Genomic DNA, 15,284 nt, shown 5'->3' on the forward strand with positions numbered 1-15,284 from the left:
CTTCAACGATCGCTATCCTCGGCCGCCTTGCGCCAGCACTCCGCGATCGTCTCGTTCATTTCCTCGATCGTCACCGTCGGGCCATCATAATGGATGCGCGCCCGGATGCCGGCCATGATCTCTTCAAAGCTGCGGCCGGATTTGCGGTGCTGCGGCTTCAGGAATACGCCGCCGCCCATGGGCACGACGTCCAGCACCTGCCCCGGCGCAAGCCCGAGCTGGTCGCGTACATCCTTGGGGATGACGACCTGACCCTTTGCCGACAATGTGGTCTTGCCGCTCATCACGGTAAGATGCGTCTTACCGTTGCCCGAGTCAATCTTCGCCCTCGTCCTGCGCCAGGTCGCGGGCGACCTTTGGGTCGCGGAGCAGCTTGTCGATATGGCTGCCCTCGTCGAAACTCTCGTCCGCCAGGAATTTGAGCCTGGCCGCATATTTGAGGCGGATGCGGTGCGCGACTTCGCGCTGGAGATAGGCGGTGTTCGTGCGCAGCGCCTTGAGCACCGCCTCCTCATCCTGGCCCAGCAGCGACTTTATGAAGACGGTGGCGTGGCGCAGGTCGGGCGACATGCGGACTTCGGTGACGCTGACGACATGCCGGGCCAGCACATCGTCATGCACGTCGCCGCGCTGAAGAATGTCGGACAGGACATGGCGCACCTGCTCGCCCACGCGCAGCAGGCGGACGGAGGGGCCTTCGGGTTGTTGTTGAGCCATAAATCATCCCTCCCGCTTGCGAGTTCCGGGTGAACCGTGCCCGCATGGTCAGGTCGGTCCGGGATACTGACCGACCCGGACCGGGCCGGGGATGGGCTCCTCCCACCGGCCTCTGCAATTCAGGAGAGGGCGAGCCCACCCCCTGCCCCCTCCCGCGCGCGGGAGGGGGCCATGGATTACAGCGTGCGCTGGCGTTCCTCGACCTCGAACAGTTCGAGCGTATCGCCGACCTTGATGTCGTTCGTGTCCTGAAGCACGGCACCGCACTCCATGCCGGCGCGGACTTCGGACACATCGTCCTTGAACCGGCGCAACGACGCGATGTGGGTGCGCGACACGATGACATCGTCGCGGGTAAGGCGCGCCGACAGACCCTTGCGGATGATGCCGTCCATGACGAGCAGACCCGCCGCCTTGTCCTTCTTGCCCGCCGGGAACACCTGGAGCACCTCGGCACGACCCACGATCGTTTCGATGCGTTCCGGCGCCAGCTGGCCGGCCATTTCGCCGCGGACTTCCTCAAGCAGGTCGTAGATCACGTCATAATAGCGCAGCGAGATCTTCTCGCGCTCCGCCAGCTGACGCGCCTTGGCGTTGGGACGGACGTTGAAGCCGATCAGCGGCGCGCGGCTGGCGGCGGCCAGCGTCACGTCGCTTTCGGTGATCGCGCCGACACCCGAATGCAGGATGCGGACCTTGATCTCGTCGGTCGAGATGCGGTTGAGCGACGTCACGATCGCTTCGACCGAACCCTGCACGTCGCCCTTCACCACCACCGGATATTCGATGACGGTCGTGTTCAGCGCCGAGAACATATGTTCGAAGCTGGTCGGGGCAGCCGTGGTGCGCTTCTTGGTCGCCTGTTCCTGACGATAGGCGGCAACTTCGCGGGCGCGGGCTTCATTCTCCACGACGGTGAGCTGGTCGCCCGCCATCGGGACGCCGGAGAGACCCAGAACCTCGACCGGGGTCGAGGGACCGGCGGTCTTCACCTGCTGTCCTTTGTCGTTGATCATCGCGCGGACCTTGCCGCTTTCGGACCCGATGACGAAGGTGTCGCCGATCTTGAGCGTGCCCTTGCGGACCAGAACGGTCGCGACCGCGCCGCGACCCTTGTCGAGCTGCGCCTCGATCACATTGCCTTCGGCGGCGCGATCGGGGTTGGCGGTCAGTTCCATGACCTCGGCCTGCAGCAGGATCTTTTCGATCAGTTCGTCGAGGCCGGTCTTCTTGAGCGCCGAAACCTCCACGTCCTGGACGTCGCCGCCCATGTCCTCGACCACGATCTCCTCGCTCAGCAGGCGCTCGCGCACCTTCTGCGGATTGGCTTCGGGCTTGTCGCACTTGTTGATCGCGACGATCATCGGGACGCCAGCTGCCTTGGTATGGTTGATGGCCTCGATCGTCTGCGGCATCAGGCCGTCATCGGCCGCCACCACCAGGATGACGATGTCGGTGACGTTGGCGCCGCGGGCGCGCATTTCCGAGAAGGCCTCGTGGCCCGGCGTATCGAGGAAGGTGATGACATCACCCCCCTTGGTCTTCACCTGATAGGCGCCGATATGCTGGGTGATGCCGCCGCTTTCGCCCGCGACCACGTCGGTCCCGCGCAGCGCGTCGAGCAGCGAGGTCTTGCCATGGTCGACGTGACCCATGATGGTCACGACCGGCGCACGGGGCTTCAGCGTTTCAACAGCGTCGACTTCGCCTTCCATGCCGATTTCGACGTCGGCATCGGACACGCGCTGGATGCGGTGGCCGAATTCCTCGACCAGCAATTCCGCCGTATCCTGATCGATCGGCTGGTTGAGCGTGACAGCGGTCCCCATCTTGAACAGGGCCTTCACCAGGTCCGCACCCTTTTCGGCCATGCGGTTGGCGAGTTCCTGCACCGTGATGCTTTCCGGCACGATCACGTCGCGCGACTGCTTCTCACGCTGCTGGGCGCCGCCGGCATAATGAGCGCGACGCTCCTTTTCGCGGGCGCGCTTCAATGCGGCGAGCGAGCGGGCACGGGCGCTGTCGTCGTCCGCGAGCGCGCGGGTGACGGTGAGCTTGCCGGCCTGACGGCGATTGTCCTCGCCCTTCTTGGCGCGATCGGGCTTGGCCGGTTCGGGACGCTTGATCGGGGTGACGGGCGTGAAACGGCGCGGCGGCGGCACGGCCGACCCGGTGGTCGCCGGCTTCTGTTCGGCAGCGGCAGGCGCGGCTTCCGCCGGAGCGGCGGCGGCCGGAGCCGGCGCGGCTTCCTCGACCGGAGCGGCCGGCGGGTTAGCGGCGGTATCGGCGGCCCTGGTGGCTTCCTCCGCCTGACGGGCGGCTTCGGCCTCGGCGGCTTCGGCAGCGAGGCGGTTTTCCTCGGCGCGGCGCTTCTCTTCCTCGGTTGCGGCCAGACGCTGGGCATCCTCGCGACGACGCGCTTCCTCAAGCGCGTTCATGCGGGCTTCCTCAGCCTCGCGCAGCAGCTTGGCCTGCAATTCCTGACGCGACATCAGGCTCTGCGGCGGTGCCTGGCGCACCGGAGCGGGCTGCGGCGCACGGGCCTGCGGCGCGGGTGCGGCGGGACGCGGCGCGGCGGGCGCGGGGGTCGGGTCCGTCTGGGGCGCAGCCGCAGGCGCGGCACCGGTCGTCTCACCGGGCTTGCCCAGGATGCGGCGCCGCTTCACCTCAACCACGACCGTATTCTTGCGGCCATGGCTGAACTGCTGCTGCACCTGGCCGGATTCCACGGTCCGCTTGATGCCCAGCGGCTTGCGACCCAGAACCGGCTTGTCTTCCTTGCTGTCACTCATACGATCGAACTTAACCCTTCACTTCCGCTCCGGCCGGAAAGGCCCGCCGGCGCCCTTATTTCTCGATGCTGATCCGGCCAATGCTCATTCGAGCCGATGCTCGTCAGGGACGGCCGGCGCATCAGCGGAGACATGCTCCCCATGCACAGGCGCCCCGTTAGCGCAACCCAGATAGCTTTCCAAGCGGCCTATGGCCGCGCGCAGGCGCGAAGCAGCCCGCGAGTCGGTCACCGCAATATGGACGACATTATCCCGCCCCATTGCCATAGATAGGGCATCGCGGTCCACAGGCAAGGTGATGCCGGCCAAATCACTGCCCTCCGCTTCCCGGCCGACCCGCAGGGCCTGGTCCAGTTTGCGGTTGCCGTCGGCCGCCGCATCGGCGGCGTGGAGCAGCAATTGGACCTGCCCCTTGCGGCAGGCGACGTCGATCTTTTCCGATCCGGTGAGCAGCATGGACGCGCGCGCCTCCAGCCCCAACCGATCGAGCAGCGCCTTGCGCAGGCCCGACTCGATCATCTCCGGCAGGGTATCGGGAATCTGGAGCGTGCCGTCCTTGAAGGAACGGGCGAGCGCGGCCTTGAGCTTGCCCTTGGCGAGAGCGGTTTCCAGTTCGGCGCGGCGGACGCCGATCCACGCGCCCCGCCCCGGCGCCTTGGCGCGGAGATCGGGAAGCACCTGCCCCTCCGGCCCCACGGCCAGGCGGATCAGCATGTCGGGATCGGCGCGGTCGCCGGTCAATATGCATTTGCGTTCGGTCATGCGCGCTCCTCCGCCAGAACGGAAGAAAGGGCAAGTCCAACGCTGTGGTGAGCGCCTATTCTCTCATCGGGGAGTGACCGCAGCATTGGCGTCCTCCCTTGGTGAAGAGGGCGCGTCGCGGTCGGCGAGCAATTGCCCGCCGGCTGCGTAATTTTCGGTCGAGATTTCCGAGATCACGATCTGCACGGCAGCCGCCGGCTTCCCCAGCCGCTCCACGAGCGACCGGGTGACGTCAGCGACGATCGCGGCTTTCTGCTCGCGGGTCGCGCTGCCGGCCAGGCGGATGTCGACAAAAGGCATGGTGGCTCAGGCTTCCTCTTCGAACCAGTGGGCGCGGGCGGCCATGATGATCTCATTGCCCTGTTCGTCGGAGAGGCCATAGGCCGCCAGGATGCCGCCCTTGTCATCGCTGCTGCTGTCCGACTTGCGGCGGCGCTGGTCGATACGCTTCTTCTGCACCAGCTCGTCGGTGGCGAGGTCGGCGAGATCGTCGAGCGTCTTGATGCCCGCCTTGCCCAGCGTGACCAGCATCGCTTCGGTCAGATGCGGCATGTCGGCCAGCGCATCCTCGACGCCCAGCGCCTGACGCTCTTCGCGCGCGGCGGCTTCGCGACGGTCGAGCGCTTCCTGCGCGCGGCTCTGCAACTCGGCGGCGAGATCTTCGTCGAAGCCCTCGATCCCGGCCAGTTCCTCGACGCTGACATAGGCGACTTCTTCCAGCTCGCCGAAGCCTTCGGCCACCAGCAGCTGCGACAGTGTCTCGTCCACGTCCAGTTCGTTCTGGAACAGTTCGGAGCGGGCGACGAATTCCTTCTGGCGCTTCTCGCTGGCGTCGGCCTCGGTCATGATGTCGATCGCCTTGCCGGTCAGCTGGCTGGCGAGGCGGACATTCTGGCCGCGGCGGCCGATGGCGAGGCTGAGCTGATCGTCGGGAACGACGACTTCGATGCGCTCTTCTTCCTCATCGATGACGACGCGGGCGACCTGGGCGGGCTGAAGCGCATTGACGACGAAGGTGGCGGTATCTTCCGACCAGGGGATGATGTCGATCTTTTCGCCCTGCATCTCCTGCACGACGGCCTGGACGCGGCTGCCCTTCATGCCGACGCAGGCGCCGACCGGGTCGATGCTCGAATCGCGGCTGATGACGCCGATCTTGGCGCGGCTGCCCGGATCGCGGGCGGCGGCCATGATGGTGATCACACCGTCATAGATTTCGGGGACTTCCTGCGCGAACAGCTTCTTCATGAATTCGGGATGCGCGCGGGACAGGAAAATCTGCGGCCCGCGATTTTCGCGGCGCACGTTCAGCACGACCGAACGAATGCGGTCGCCGACGCGGACGACTTCGCGCGGAATCTGCTGGTCCCGGCGGATCACGCCTTCGGCGCGGCCCAGATTGACGACGACATGGCCGAATTCGACCGACTTGACGACGCCGGTGATGATCTCGCCCACGCGGTCCTTATATTCTTCATACTGGCGCTCGCGCTCTGCGTCGCGGACCTTCTGGAAGATGACCTGCTTGGCCGACTGGGCGTCGATGCGGCCCAGGTCGATGGCGGGCAGCGGATCGACGATGAAGTCGCCGATCACGGCGTCCTTCTTCAGCTTCTGCGCCTGCTTGAGGTCGACCTGCTTGAAATAATCCTCGACCACCTCGACCACTTCGACGACGCGCCACAGGCGCAGGTCGCCGCTGTCCGGGTCCAGCTTCGCGCGGATGTCGTTCTCCGCGCCGTAGCGGGCGCGCGCGGCGCGCTGGATCGCATCTTCCATCGCCTCGATGACGATGGCCTTGTCGATCATCTTTTCCGATGCCACCGAATTGGCGATGGCGATCAGTTCGGCCTTGTTGGCGGAAATGGCGTTGGCCATGACGTTATGAACCCTTATTCTTCGGTTTCAAACTCGTCCGCCCCATCGGAGGAGAGCGGCATACTAGCAGCAATCAGCCTGTCGGTCAGCACCAGCTTGGCGTCGCCCACAAGCGCGAAAGGAATGGAGACGTCACCCGCCTTGGCGTCGGCGAAGAGGATATCCTCGCCCTCCACGCCCTTGAGGATGCCGCGAAAGCTCTTGCGACCCGACACGATCTCCGTCGCGCCGATCTTCGCCTCATGCCCGGCCCATTCGAGGAAATCGTGCAGGCGGGTGAGCGGCCGGTCGATGCCGGGCGAGCTGACTTCGAGGCGATAGGCGTCCTCGATCGGGTCGGCTTCGTCCAGCACGTCCGACAGGCGGCGCGAGATGGTCGCGCAATCCTCGATCACGAGCTGCCTGGTCGACGGATTTTCGGCCATGATCTGGAGCGTATATTCGTCGCCCGACCCGAACAGCCTGACGCGCACGAGGGCAAAGCCCAGGGCCTTCACCTCGGGTTCGATCAGCGCGGTCAGTTCGGCGATGTCCGCCATGCAGTCTCCAGACAAAATATGCAGCTTCTTTCGCGCCGCAGGCTCTCCGCCTGCGACCCTGACATGTTTGACGATGTAAGGAAGCAAGGGCGATATAGGCATGGTACGGGAAATCTGCAACATTATTCGTCTCGGATCATTTCACCCGCATAATCCCGCGCCGCAGCCCCGACATGGAGACGAAAGATGCGCCATTTGACGCTCGCCGCCCTGCCCCTCCTCCTGATCGCCTGTTCGGGCGAGGGCGCCAACAGTCAGACGCCGGCGTCGGCCGAAAAGCCGTTCAAGACGTCCGTCATCGCCGATTTCGATTCGCCCTGGGCCATGACCTTCCTGCCCGACGGCCGCGCGCTGGTGACGGAAAAGAAGGGCGAGATGATCCTGTTCGATCCGAAGAACGGGACCAAGATTCCGGTCGCGGGCATCCCCGCTGTGGACAGCGCGGGACAGGGCGCGCTGATGGACGTGGTGCTGTCGCCGACTTTCGGCACGGACAAGGCGGTCTATTTCAGCTTTTCCGAAGAACGCGACGGGCTGAAGGGCGTGGCGCTGGCCAAGGGCGCGTTCAATCAGGCGAGTGACGGCACGACCAGGCTGGACGGCGTGCAGGTGATCTTCCGCGCCAACCCCTATGTGACGGGCAACGGCCATTATTCCGGCCGCATCGCCTTCTCGCCGGACGGCAAATATCTTTTCTTCACCAATGGCGAGCGCCAGAAATTCGATCCGGCGCAAGACCCCAAGGCGACGCTGGGCAAGGTGCTGCGCCTGAACCCGGACGGCACGCCCGCGGCGGGCAATCCTCTGGCCGCCAAGGGCTTCAACCCCGCCATATGGTCCTATGGCCATCGCAACCTGTTGGGCATCGCCTTCGACAAGGATGGACGGCTGTGGGAGCAGGAAATGGGGCCGAAGGGCGGCGACGAGGTGAACCTCATCAAGCCGGGTCTCAACTATGGCTATCCCAAGGTGTCGAACGGCGACCATTATGACGGCCGCGACATTCCCGATCACAAGGCGGGCGATGGCTATGAAGCGCCCAAGCTGAGCTGGAACCCGGTGATTTCGCCGGGCGGGCTGATCCATTATTCGGGCGACCTGTTCCCGCAATGGAAGGACAGCCTGTTCATCGGCGGGCTGTCCAGCCAGAGCCTCGTCCGGGTGAAGCTGGACGGCGAGACGGCGGAAAAGGCAGACCAGTGGGACATGGGCGCGCGCATCCGCGAGGTCGAGCAGGGACCGGACGGCGCGCTGTGGCTGCTGGAGGATGGCGACGACGGATCGCAGGGGCGGATGCTGAAGCTGACGCCGGCGGGGTGACGGCTTGAATGGGACCATCGAACGGTCCATCTTCAGCGGCAATCGCAACGGGAACGGTGCCGATGAAGGTTTCCGTGACCGACGCCAAGGCGCAAATGACCGATCTCTTCCGCCGCGCCGAAGCGGGGGACGAGGTCATCCTTACCCGTCACGGCCATCCTGCCGTGCGCCTGGTTCCGGTCAAGATGCGTGCCTGACCGTCCTTCGACAGCAAGACGACATCGCTATCTCGGCGGCAACCCTTACGAAGATGCTCATCGTTGCAGGCCAGCGGGGCATAGCAGCCGAGGCTGAAACGCCTATTGCCGGTCTGGACGTCGAAATCGTTCCCGTGACCCCCGCTTCCGCGCGGCGCGCCGCTGCCGCCTATGCCCGATGGGGCAAGGACGTGCATCCCGCCAGCCTCAATTTCGGCGACTGTTTCGCCTATGAGCTGGCCAAGACGCGCGGCTGTCCATTATTGTCGTGGGCGGCGATTTCGCGCAGACAGACGTGATGCCGGCCCTCTGATCCTCCCGCATTCCGACGGCGCAGCCCGAGACCAAAAACGGGGCCATCCGGCCCCGTTTCCATTTACACCAGCCGGCTCTGCTTGACCGCCGCCTGAATGAAGCTGGCGAAGAGCGGATGCGGGTCGAAGGGCTTGGATTTCAGTTCCGGGTGGAACTGCACGCCGACAAACCAGGGATGGTCGGGCCGCTCGACGATTTCCGGCAGCGTGCCGTCCGGCGACATGCCCGAGAAGATCAGGCCGCCCTTTTCCAGCGGCTCGCGATAGCCCGCATTCACCTCATAGCGGTGGCGGTGCCGTTCGCTGATCTCGGTCGCGCCATAGACGCCCGCAACGACGCTGTTACCGTCGAGCCTGGCGGGATAGGCGCCCAGGCGCATCGTGCCGCCCAGGTCGGTTTCGGCGGTGCGCTTCTGCAGGCCTTCCTTGCTCATCCATTCGGTGATGAGGCCGACGACCGGCTCGGACGTCTCGCCAAACTCGGTGGTGGACGCGTCGGCGATACCCGCCGTGTTGCGCGCGCCCTCGATGCAGGCCATCTGCATACCGAGGCAGATGCCGAAGAAGGGCACGTTGCGTTCGCGCGCGAACTTGACCGAGGCGATCTTGCCCTCCGACCCGCGCACGCCGAAGCCGCCGGGGACGAGGATGCCGTGCATCGGTTCGAGGCTGGCGACGAGATCCTCGCCCTTCTCGAACAGCTCAGCGTCGATCCACTTGATATTGACCTTCACCCGGTTGGCGAGGCCGCCATGGTGCAGCGCCTCGTGCAGCGACTTGTAGGCGTCGAGCAGGCCGACATATTTGCCGACCACGCCGATCGTCACTTCACCCTCGGGATTGAGCTGGCGATCCATGATGTCGTCCCAGCGCGCCATGCTGGGCGCGGGCGCATCCTTGATGCCGAAGGCGCGCAGCACTTCCTCGTCCAGTCCTTCGGCATGATATTGCTGGGGCACGGCGTAGATGCTGCTGGCGTCCAGTGCGGGGATGACCGCTTCGGGACGCACGTTGCAGAAAAGCGCGATCTTGCGGCGCTCGCTTTCGGGCAGCGGATGTTCGCAGCGGCACAGCAATATGTCGGGCTGGATGCCGAGCGAGGTCAGTTCGCGCACGCTGTGCTGGGTCGGCTTGGTCTTCAGCTCGCCGGCCGCCGCGATATAGGGCACCAGCGTCACATGGACGAAGATCGACTGGCCGCGATCGAGGTCGTTATGGAGTTGGCGAATCGCCTCCATGAAGGGGAGCGATTCGATGTCGCCCACCGTGCCGCCGATTTCGCACAGGACGAAGTCGAGATCTTCGGTGTCGGCCAGCGCGAAGGCCTTGATCTCGTCGGTGACGTGCGGGATGACCTGCACCGTCGCGCCCAGATAGTCGCCGCGCCGTTCGCGCTGTATGATCGTCTGGTAGACGCGGCCCTGCGTCACATTATCCGACTGACGCGCCGAAACCCCTGTAAAACGCTCATAATGGCCAAGGTCGAGGTCGGTTTCCGCCCCATCGTCGGTCACATAGACCTCACCATGCTGATACGGGCTCATCGTGCCCGGATCGACATTGAGATAGGGATCGAACTTCCGGATGCGAACACGGAAACCTCGCGCCTGCAACAGAGCTGCAAGCGAAGCGGCCATCAGGCCCTTGCCAAGCGAGGAGACCACGCCGCCGGTGATGAAAATATACCGCGCCATGGGAGTGGAGGCTTAGCCTTTCGGAACAACAAAGGGCAAGCGCGCGAATCCACGCGCGCTTAAAAAAAGATCGAAAGATCGGTGAGGTGGTTAGTTGGCGAGCGGAACCGCGCCGTTGGCCGCCGGGGTCGGCGCCGCAGCCGCATTGCTGGCCGCACCGGCCAGCGGATCAGCATTCGCCGGCGCCGGGGCGCCCTGCGTCGCCGGAGCCTGACGCACCAGCGAGGTATCGATGTCGCTCGGCGCATGGCGCACCGAGGCGATGACCGCCATGACGATCGACAGCAGCACGAAGATGCTGGCGAGCACGGTGGTCGACCGGGTCAGGAAATCCGCCGCGCCGCGCGCCGACATCAGCCCCGCCGGGCTGCCGCCCACGCCCAGGCCGCCGCCTTCCGACTTCTGCATCAGGATGACGGTGACCAGCAGGGCGGCGATGATCGCCTGCACGACGAGGAGGAAGGTGAACATTGGGCTGTTTCTGTCCGGTGAAGGAGTGCGTTGGCGCGCACATAGCGATGATGGGGCGCGGGGGCAACCTTGTCCGCCCTTCCCTCCTCACACCGACATCCGTTCGCTTCCCGACTTCGCTCGAAGCGAACGGATGTGTCGATCATCAGGCCGCGGCCGCCATGCGCTGGTCGGCCGCCTCGATGATCGGGGCGAATTTCGCCGCGGTCAGGCTGGCGCCGCCGACCAGGCCGCCATCGACGTCGGGCACGGACATGAGTTCGACCGCATTGTCGCCGTTCATCGAGCCGCCATAGAGAATCCGCACCTTGTCCGCCTCTTCGCCGATCCGGCTCCTGAGCGCGGCGCGCAGGGCGGCGTGCATGGAGGCGACCGCCTCGATCGTGGGGATGCGTCCGGTGCCGATCGCCCAGATGGGTTCATAGGCGACCGCCAGCCAGTCGGCCGACGCGCCTTCGGGCAGCGATGCGAGCAGCTGCGCCGACACCACTTCCTCCGCCCGACCGGCGTCGCGTATGTCGATCGTCTCGCCGACGCAGAGGATGACGTTGATGCCCGCCTTGTGCGCGGCGACCGACTTGGCGGCGATGTCGGCATTGGTCTCGCCGCGCGCCTCGCGCCGTTCGCTGTGGCCGGTGATGACCCAGGTGGCGCCCGCCTCCGCCAGCATTTCGGCCGAGAGCGATCCGGTATAGGCGCCGCTCATGTCCATATGGCAGTTCTGCGCGCCGATGAACGCCGCGCCGCGCCGCTCCGATCCCGCCATGATGAGCGTGGCGGGCAGGCAGAGGCCCACCTCCACCGCCGGATGCGCCGCGGCCACCCGGCCGATCGCCTCCACTTCGCCCAGATGCGCGCGCATCCCGTTCATCTTCCAGTTGCCGACAACCAGCTTCCGCCTGTTCATCCGCGTGATTTCCCTTGTGGTTATTGCTGCACGTCGCCCCCGCGCCTCCGTCACCGGGCTTGCCGCCCCGCGTCTCCCCGGAAGAACGGGAACTGGAGAAAGCCGATGAACGGCGCTCACGCATTTGTCCAGTGCAAGCCTTGCCGCCGCGCCGTTCCGCCCTTAAAGCGGGCCGCCACACAGCCGCAGTACCGGGTCCCCCATGCTTTCTGTCTTTCGCAGCTTCATCCGCTCCAAGTTCGGCGCGCTCTTCGCGATCCTCTTCCTGGGGGTCATCGCCGCCGCCTTCATCCTGGGCGACCTGACCAGCGGCCAGTTCGGCAACAGCCTGGGCGGGGGCGGCACGGCCGCCTCGGCAAAGGGCCACAAGCTGAGCCAGGGGGAGTTTCAGGACCGGGTGCAGCGCGTGTTCGAAAATGCGCGCCGCTCCAATCCAGGCCTCCAGATCGCCGATTTCTTCGCGCAGGGCGGCGCGGCACAGGTCTATGACCAGCTTGTCGCATCGCTGACGCTGCGCGCCTTTGCCGACGATCAGGGCGTGCATATCTCCAAGCGGCTGGTCGACGCGCAGATCGCGCAGATCCCCGCCTTCCAGGACGCGGCCGGCAATTTCAGCCAGGAGAATTTCCGCCAACTGCTGATCCGCGAGCGGCTGACCGAACAGGCGCTGCGCGACGATATCAGCCGCGAGATCCTCCAGCGCCAGCTGCTGGCCCCGATCGGCCTGGGCGCGCGTCCTTCCGAAACGCTGGTGCTGCCCTATGCGTCGCTGCTGCTGGAAGCGCGCCAGGGCACGGTCGCCGCGATCCCGGCGGTCGCCTTCCTCGACGAGAAGAGCCCGACCGACGCGCAGCTGGCCGATTATTACAGGAAGAACAGCGCCCGCTTCACCATCCCCGAACAGCGCCGCATCCGCTATGCGGTGGTCGACGCCGCCCGCTTCGCCCAGGCGTCGCAGCCGTCCGAGGCGGAGATCGCCGGCTATTACAACCAGAACAAGGCCGCCTATGCGGCGAAGCAGAACCGCAGCATCGAGCAGCTGGTCCTGCCGACGCAGGCGGGTGCGAAGGCGATCGCCGATCAGGTGAAGGCCGGCAAGACCCTGGCCGTCGCCGCGCAGGGCGCGGGCCTTGCGGTGTCGACCGCCGCCGACCAGAGCCGCGAGGCGCTGACCGCATCGGCCAGCAAGGCCGTGGCCGACGCCGCCTTCGCCGCCAGGCAGGGCGAACTGGTGGGACCGGTGCGCGGATCGCTCGGCTGGCTGCTGCTGCGCGTCACCGCGATCAACGAGACGCCGGCGCGTCCACTGGCCGCCGTGCGCGGCGAAATCGTCGAGACGCTGCGCGCGCAGAAGGAAAAGCAGCTGCTCGCCGACTTCACCGGCAAGCTGGAGGACCAGATCGCCGATGGCGGCACCTTCGAGGAAGTGGTGAAGGATAATGGCCTGACGCTGGCGACCAGCCCGGCGCTGCTGTCGACCGGCAAGCAGGTCAGGGACCAGGCCTATGTGGTGCCCGCCGACATCCAGCCGCTGATCGCCCCCGTCTTCGCGATGAGCGCCGACGATGACGCGCAGCTGGTGCCGATCACCCCGGACAAGCGCTATGCGCTGGTCGCGCCGGGCGAGATCATCGCCGCCGCACCCCCGCCGCTGGCCGAGGTGAAGCAGCTGGTGCTGGCGCAGTACAAGCTCAACGCCGGCAACCAGAAGGCAAAGGCGCTGGCCGAGCAGATCCAGGCGAAGGTCGCCAAGGGCGCGAAGCTGGCCGACGCCATCGCCCAGGCCGGCGTAAAGCTGCCCGCGCCGCAGGTGCTGGGCGGCCGCCGCGCCGACATCATGCGCGGCGAACAGCGCCCGCCGGCCGAGGTCGCGATCCTCTTCTCGATGGCGGCCAACACGGTCAAGACCCTGCCGATCGGTCAGGATCGCGGCTATTTCGTGGTCCAGCTGAACAAGATCGAGCGTGGCGACGCCAAGGGCCAGCCCCAGCTGCTGGCGCAGGTACGCGACCAGCTGGGCGAAGTGATCGGCCAGGAATATGGCCAGCAGTTCGAGCGCGCGGTCGAAAAGCAGCTGGACGTTACGCGCAACGCCAATGCCGTGGCGCAGGTGCGCCAGGCGCTGGCCGCGACCAACAGCGGCGACCAGTAAGATGGCGGCCAAAGGGGCAATGGGCATCGGGGGCTTGGACGGCGTGACGAGTGCGCGCGCGGCTCTGGCGCGGGGCGAATCGGCCCTGGTGTGGCGGCGGCAGATCGCCGACACCGACACGCCGATCTCCGCCGCGCTCAAGCTGTTCGAGTCCGATCGCGGCGATTATCTGCTGGAATCGGTCGAGGGCGGCGCGGTGCGCGGCCGCTACAGCCTGATCGGCCTAGCCCCCGACCTGGTCTTTCGCGCGCACGGCCAGAGCGCCGAGATCAACCGGCAATGGGCGACCGACCGCGACGCCTTCGTGCCCGAACAGGCCGGCGCGCTCGATGCGCTGCGCGCGCTGGTGGCGGAATGCCGGGCGGAGATGGACGCCGCGCTGCCCGCTGCGCTCGCCTGCCTGGTCGGCTATTTCGGCTACGAAACGGTTGGGCTGGTCGAAAAGCTGCCCCGCCCGGCGCCCAATCCGATCGGCGTACCCGACATGCTGTTCGTGCGGCCGACCGTGATCCTGATCTTCGACCGGCTGGCCGATCAGCTCTATATCGTCTCGCCGGTGTGGAAGGGCAGCTTCGCCGATGCCGAAAAGGCGATCGAGGCGGCACTTGAGCGGATCGACGCCACCGCCGCGCGCCTCGCCGCGCCGCTCCCCCCCCTGCCCGCACCGGCCGACATCGCTGACGTGGAAGTGACGCCCGTGCTGGAACCGGGCCGCTATGCGCAGATGGTGGACGCGGCCAAGGACTATATCGTCGCGGGCGACATCTTCCAGGTGGTGCTGGCCCAGCGCTTCACAAGTCCCTTCACCCTGCCGCCGATCGCCCTCTATCGCGCGCTGCGGCGGATCAATCCGTCGCCCTTCCTCTATTATCTCGACCTGCCAGGCTTCGCGCTGATCGGATCGTCACCGGAAATTCTCGTCCGCGCCCGCGATGGCGAGGTAACGATCCGCCCGATCGCCGGCACCCGCCCGCGTGGCAAAAGCGCGGTCGAGGACGCCGCCAATCGCGAAAGCCTGCTCGCCGATCCCAAGGAACGGGCCGAGCATCTGATGCTGCTGGACCTGGGCCGCAACGATGTCGGCCGCGTCGCCGCCGCCGGAACGGTGACGGTCACGGAAAGCTACAGCGTCGAATTTTACAGCCATGTCATGCACATCGTGTCCAACGTGGTCGGCCGCCTCGCGCCCGACAAGGATGCGATCGACGCACTGTTCGCGGGTTTTCCGGCGGGCACCGTTTCGGGCGCGCCCAAGGTCCGAGCCTGCGAGATCATCGCGGAACTGGAGCCGGAAACGCGCGGCGCCTATGCCGGCGGGGTCGGCTATTTCGGGCCGGACGGCAATATGGACAGTTGCATCGTGCTGCGCACGGCGGTGCTCAAGGACGGGATCATGCACGTCCAGGCGGGCGCGGGCATCGTCGCCGATTCGAACGCCGACTATGAGCAGCGCGAATGCGAGGCCAAGAGCGGCGCGCTGCTAGCCGCGGCGCGCGAGGCGGTGAGCGTGGCGCGGGATGCCGGGTTCGGGCAGTAAGTCA

General features: G+C 66.2%; 15 protein-coding genes. 5 read left to right on the forward strand and 10 right to left on the reverse strand.

Features of this window, described 5'->3' with window-relative positions; all coding sequences use genetic code 11:
• Positions 1-2 precede the first annotated feature (2 nt).
• The 7 genes from K3M67_RS09890 to rimP all read right to left on the reverse strand — a co-directional run bounded on the left by K3M67_RS09890 (position 3) and on the right by rimP (position 6,688).
• On the reverse strand, positions 3-284 hold the full coding sequence (locus K3M67_RS09890; protein WP_066862052.1) for an AbrB/MazE/SpoVT family DNA-binding domain-containing protein: 282 nt from the start codon (positions 282-284) through the stop codon (positions 3-5).
• 31 nt (positions 285-315) lie between these two features.
• Positions 316-717 (reverse strand): 30S ribosome-binding factor RbfA, encoded by a 402-nt coding sequence (gene rbfA, locus K3M67_RS09895; protein ID WP_066862049.1) that lies wholly within the window; start codon positions 715-717, stop codon positions 316-318.
• A gap of 176 nt (positions 718-893) precedes the next feature.
• Positions 894-3,509 (reverse strand): translation initiation factor IF-2, encoded by a 2,616-nt coding sequence (infB, locus tag K3M67_RS09900; protein WP_066862047.1) that lies wholly within the window; start codon positions 3,507-3,509, stop codon positions 894-896.
• 84 nt (positions 3,510-3,593) lie between these two features.
• Complete coding sequence (locus K3M67_RS09905; RefSeq protein ID WP_066862045.1) at positions 3,594-4,271, reverse strand: DUF448 domain-containing protein; 678 nt, start codon at positions 4,269-4,271, stop codon at positions 3,594-3,596.
• A gap of 63 nt (positions 4,272-4,334) precedes the next feature.
• Positions 4,335-4,571, reverse strand: coding sequence for a tautomerase family protein (locus K3M67_RS09910; RefSeq protein WP_066862043.1), 237 nt, complete (start codon positions 4,569-4,571; stop codon positions 4,335-4,337).
• Positions 4,572-4,577: 6 nt separating this feature from the next.
• Entirely contained in the window at positions 4,578-6,149 is a 1,572-nt protein-coding gene (gene nusA, locus K3M67_RS09915; protein ID WP_066862041.1) for a transcription termination factor NusA, read from the reverse strand.
• Between the two features lie 14 nt (positions 6,150-6,163).
• A complete protein-coding gene (rimP, locus tag K3M67_RS09920) occupies positions 6,164-6,688 on the reverse strand; it encodes a ribosome maturation protein RimP (RefSeq protein ID WP_285831392.1) in 525 nt (174 codons plus the stop codon).
• A gap of 186 nt (positions 6,689-6,874) precedes the next feature.
• On the opposite strand from rimP, the gene K3M67_RS09925 reads away from it, so the two are divergent.
• The 3 genes from K3M67_RS09925 (at position 6,875) to K3M67_RS09935 (ending at position 8,504) form a co-directional block, all read left to right on the forward strand.
• The gene (locus tag K3M67_RS09925; RefSeq protein WP_285831393.1) at positions 6,875-8,008 is read left to right on the forward strand and encodes a PQQ-dependent sugar dehydrogenase; all 1,134 of its coding nucleotides are present in this window, start codon (positions 6,875-6,877) and stop codon (positions 8,006-8,008) included.
• 62 nt (positions 8,009-8,070) lie between these two features.
• Positions 8,071-8,205, forward strand: a complete 135-nt coding sequence (locus tag K3M67_RS09930) for a type II toxin-antitoxin system Phd/YefM family antitoxin (RefSeq protein ID WP_285831394.1) — start codon at positions 8,071-8,073, stop codon at positions 8,203-8,205.
• A 29-nt stretch (positions 8,206-8,234) separates the two neighbouring features.
• On the forward strand, positions 8,235-8,504 hold the full coding sequence (locus K3M67_RS09935) for a PIN domain-containing protein (RefSeq protein ID WP_353051175.1): 270 nt from the start codon (positions 8,235-8,237) through the stop codon (positions 8,502-8,504).
• 77 nt (positions 8,505-8,581) lie between these two features.
• Here the strand turns inward: K3M67_RS09935 and pyrG are convergent, their stop codons facing one another.
• From pyrG to tpiA, 3 genes are all read right to left on the reverse strand, one after another.
• Positions 8,582-10,213, reverse strand: a complete 1,632-nt coding sequence (pyrG, locus tag K3M67_RS09940) for a CTP synthase (protein ID WP_066862030.1) — start codon at positions 10,211-10,213, stop codon at positions 8,582-8,584.
• Positions 10,214-10,303: 90 nt separating this feature from the next.
• Positions 10,304-10,684 carry a preprotein translocase subunit SecG gene (gene secG, locus K3M67_RS09945; protein WP_066862027.1) on the reverse strand — a complete coding sequence of 127 codons (381 nt, stop codon included), beginning with the start codon at positions 10,682-10,684 and terminating at the stop codon, positions 10,304-10,306.
• Positions 10,685-10,829: 145 nt separating this feature from the next.
• Complete coding sequence (gene tpiA / locus K3M67_RS09950) at positions 10,830-11,591, reverse strand: triose-phosphate isomerase (RefSeq protein WP_066862025.1); 762 nt, start codon at positions 11,589-11,591, stop codon at positions 10,830-10,832.
• Positions 11,592-11,793: 202 nt separating this feature from the next.
• On the opposite strand from tpiA, the gene K3M67_RS09955 reads away from it, so the two are divergent.
• Together K3M67_RS09955 and trpE are read left to right on the forward strand one after the other, a co-directional pair.
• A complete protein-coding gene (locus tag K3M67_RS09955; RefSeq protein WP_066862022.1) occupies positions 11,794-13,743 on the forward strand; it encodes a SurA N-terminal domain-containing protein in 1,950 nt (649 codons plus the stop codon).
• 19 nt (positions 13,744-13,762) lie between these two features.
• Positions 13,763-15,280 (forward strand): anthranilate synthase component I, encoded by a 1,518-nt coding sequence (trpE, locus tag K3M67_RS09960; RefSeq protein WP_198162968.1) that lies wholly within the window; start codon positions 13,763-13,765, stop codon positions 15,278-15,280.
• The last annotated feature ends 4 nt before the right edge of the window (positions 15,281-15,284 follow it).

It is taken from the genome of Sphingobium sp. V4 (assembly GCF_029590555.1).
Classification (GTDB): domain Bacteria; phylum Pseudomonadota; class Alphaproteobacteria; order Sphingomonadales; family Sphingomonadaceae; genus Sphingobium.